Here is a 3,435-nt window from a genome sequence, read left to right as displayed (position 1 = left end):
CACCCCTCACACCTTGACCAATTGCTCCACGCGGTCCTTCTCGCCAAAAATCCTGAGATACCGCTCGATCTCTTTCACATCGCCGGTCGCCTTGGCCGGATTGTCCGACAGCTTGACCGCTGGCCTGCCATTGGCCTCGGTGACCTTGCAAACCAGCGATATGGCGTCGAGGCTGTTGGTTTCCGTCGGCGCGCAGCCTTCGAAATCATTGGTCAGATTGGTGCCCCAGCCGAACGACATGCGCACCTTGCCCTTGAAGTGGCGATAGGTCTCCTCGATGGTCTCGACCTCGAGCCCGTCGGAGAAGATCAGCAGTTTCTGCTTGGGGTCCTTGCCCTTGTCGCGCCACCAGGACAGGATTTTTTCGCCGCCTTCGATCGGCGGCGCGCTGTCGGGGCGAAAGCCCGTCCAGTCGGCCACCCAGTCCGGCGCATCGCGCAGGAACGATGCTGTGCCGAAGGCGTCGGGCAGCACGATCAGCAGATTGCCGCCATAGTAGCGCTGCCAGTCCTGCAGCACCTTGTAAGGCGACTGTCTCAGCTCTTTTTCCGAGTCGGCAAGCGCGGCAAACACCATCGGCAGCTCATGTGCGTTGGTGCCGAGCGCTTCGAGGTCGTTGTCCATGGCCAAAAGCACGTTGGAGGTGCCGGTGAACGCCTCGCCGATGCCTTCCTTCAACGCCTCGACACACCAGCGCTGCCATAGGAAGGAATGGCGCCGGCGCGTGCCGAAATCCGAGATGCGGATGCCGGGCAGCGCCTTCAGCCGCTCGGTCTTGGCCCACATCTTGGATTTGGCGCGGGCATAGAGCACGTCGAGCGCGAAAGGCCCGAACGCCCGCATCGCCGCGCGAGATCGGAGTTCATTGATGATGGCGAGCGCCGGGATTTCCCACAGCGTGGTGTACATCCACGGCCCGCTGAAGGTCAGTTCATACTGCCCGTCGCACTTCGACAGCTCGTATTCGGGCAGCCGGAAGCCTTCCAGCCAGGCGAGGAATTCCGGTTCGAAGATCTGCTTGCGGCCGTAGAAATTGTTACCGCCGAGCCAGATCATCTCCTTCTTGGAGAAGCGCAAGGTGCGGGCATGGTCGAGTTGTTCGCGCAATTCGCCCTCGTCGATCTCGTCGGCAAGGCGCACCGAGGTCGTGCGGTTGATCAGCGAGAAGGTTGCGTCGACCTTGGGATACATGCCCCAGATCATCTGCAGCATCAAAAGCTTGTAGAAATCCGTGTCGAGCAAGCTGCGCACGATCGGGTCGAGCTTCCAGGTGTGGTTGTAGACGCGCCGCGCAATATCGGTCTTAGCCATGTTTCAACACCGCCTTCGCTGCCTGCCATCCACAATTGCGACAGGCCTCATAGCATCGAATCGGCCGCAACGCTGCCCGCTTTCAGGCTGGCCCGACAAAAAGAGCTGCCTGCATGCGGCGGCGCGCAGCCCGGCATCAGCTTGCGGATTTGCCGCCCATCACCCTGAGCGCCGGACGCTTGCGGCGGCTGACGATGCGGCCGGCCACAGGGGCGTCGGCGCGCCCATCGTCCCCCGCTTTCTCGGCAAACAGCCAGTCGACGAACACCTGCACGATCGGCGTCGTCCGCATCTCGTTGCGGCAGACGACATAGAAATCGTCGACCGCCGGCACCGACAGGCTGAACGGCGCGACCAGCATGCCCCTGGCCAGCAGCGCGCTTGCCGTCACCGAGTCGCCCAGCGCCACGCCGTGGCCGTGCACCGCCGCCTCGGTCGCCATACGGGCATCGCCGAGGTGATGGCGGCGGCCCCGCTCCAGGTCCAGCGCATCGGCGGCAGCCAGCCAGGTGTGCCACTCGCGGCCGTCATCGCCATGCAGGAAGACATGATCGGCGAGATCCCTGACGCTGCGGATCGGCCGGTTGTTGATCAAGGTCGGGCTGACCACGGGAAACAGTTCGAGGCCCGACCATTTGCGCATCCAGCAATCGGTCCAGCTGCCGTCGCCATAATGCACGCAGACATCGATATTGGGCGCCCGCAAATCCTTGGGATCGTTGGAAGGAATAAGCGTCAGCCTTATGTCGGGATATTGCGCCATGAAACTGCCGAGCCGCGGTGTCATCCACAGCAACAGTAGCGCCGGCACGCAGGAGACCGAAAGTGTGCCGCTGCTCGCCGGCCTTGTCATGCGCTGGGTGGCGGCGGCGATGCCGTCGAACGCGGTCGACACCGCCGGCAGAAGCTCCGCGCCATGCGGTGTCAGCTTGACCCGCTGGCCGACCCGCTCGAACAGCTTGACACCGAGCGACTGCTCGAGCGCCTTGATCTGGTGGCTGACGGCGCCATGAGTGACGTTCAGCTCAGTCGCCGCCTTGGTCAGTGAACCATGGCGAGCCGTTGCCTCGAAGGCGCGCAGCGGATTGAGCGGTGGCAGGCGCTTGGTCATGGTACCACTTTGTTGTGAGATTTTCTCACAGAAAACACCCTAACAATATCAATTGATTTTTCAATGCCACTGCCAGACACTTGAGTTTAGAACAGCATCAAGACATGAAATCTGCAGGCAGCCAGCGGGACAGCGGCCCGGCCGGATGACGGTCGGTTCGCAGGCGTCACCCGCGCCGGCACTGCATCAGCCCAGGAGGAGCGGACATGGGATACGATCGCGGCAAGCTCGATGCGTTGCGTCGCAAATATGGTGAAAGCCATGGCGGCGAGATGTTCGACCCGAAATTCCGCAAGGTCGCCGACAAGATCTTCTCCAAGAGCGGCACGCGGCTGGCGCCCTATTCAGGCATCCCGACCTTTCTTGCCGCGCCCTACCGCGAAATATCGGCCGACAATCCGGATTTCGGCGATTTGCAGGTGGCGATGATCGGCGTGCCGATGGATCTCGGCGTCACCAACCGCCCGGGCTCGCGCTTCGGGCCAAGGGCGTTGCGCGCCATCGAGCGCATCGGGCCCTACAATCACGTGCTGGAATGCGCGCCGACGCATGAGCTCAGGGTCGCCGACATTGGTGACACGCCGTTCCGCAGCCGCTACCGGCTTGAGACCAGCCATGAGGATATCGAGCGCCGCACCAACCAGATCGTCGATGCCGGGGTCATTCCGCTGTCGATCGGCGGCGACCATTCGATCAGCCATCCAATTCTGAAGGCCGTCGGCAAGAAGGCCCCGGTGGGGTTGATCCATATCGACGCCCACTGCGACACCAGTGGCCTGTTCGACATGACCAAGTTCCACCATGGCGGCCCGTTCCGCAACGCGGTGCTTGACGGCGTGCTCGACCCGACGCGCACGATCCAGATCGGCATCCGCGGCTCGGCCGAATATCTGTGGGAGTTCACCTACGAGTCCGGCATGACCGTGGTGCATGCCGAGGAGGTGACCGGCCTCGGCATTCCGGCGATCATCGAGAAGGCGCGCAAGATCGTCGGCGACGGCCCGACCTATGTC

General features: G+C 62.9%; 3 protein-coding genes. 1 reads left to right on the top strand and 2 read right to left on the bottom strand.

Annotated elements, in window-relative coordinates; translation table 11 throughout:
• Positions 1 to 6: 6 nt before the first annotated feature.
• Together pncB and gcvA are read right to left on the bottom strand one after the other, a co-directional pair.
• Entirely contained in the window at positions 7 to 1,311 is a 1,305-nt protein-coding gene (gene pncB / locus EN994_RS23340; RefSeq protein WP_013528440.1) for a nicotinate phosphoribosyltransferase, read from the bottom strand.
• A gap of 136 nt (positions 1,312 to 1,447) precedes the next feature.
• Positions 1,448 to 2,422, bottom strand: a complete 975-nt coding sequence (gene gcvA / locus EN994_RS23335; protein WP_024502059.1) for a transcriptional regulator GcvA — start codon at positions 2,420 to 2,422, stop codon at positions 1,448 to 1,450.
• Between the two features lie 206 nt (positions 2,423 to 2,628).
• Between gcvA and EN994_RS23330 the strand changes: the two genes are divergently transcribed.
• Positions 2,629 to 3,435: arginase family protein (locus tag EN994_RS23330; protein WP_127307832.1), on the top strand; the 807-nt coding region annotated here is incomplete at its 3' end.

This window comes from Mesorhizobium sp. M7A.F.Ca.CA.002.09.1.1 (assembly GCF_003998555.1).
GTDB lineage: Bacteria > Pseudomonadota > Alphaproteobacteria > Rhizobiales > Rhizobiaceae > Mesorhizobium > Mesorhizobium ciceri.
The sequence above is the reverse complement of the archived record's forward strand: the minus strand, read 5'-3'. Positions and strand labels throughout refer to the sequence as shown.

Bases quoted from the DNA above. Each gene is read 5' to 3' on its own strand.
- pncB (WP_013528440.1), bottom strand. From the start codon at position 1,311: ATGGCTAAGACCGATATTGCGCGGCGCGTCTACAACCACACCTGGAAG.
- gcvA (WP_024502059.1), bottom strand. From the start codon at position 2,422: ATGACCAAGCGCCTGCCACCGCTCAATCCGCTGCGCGCCTTCGAGGCA.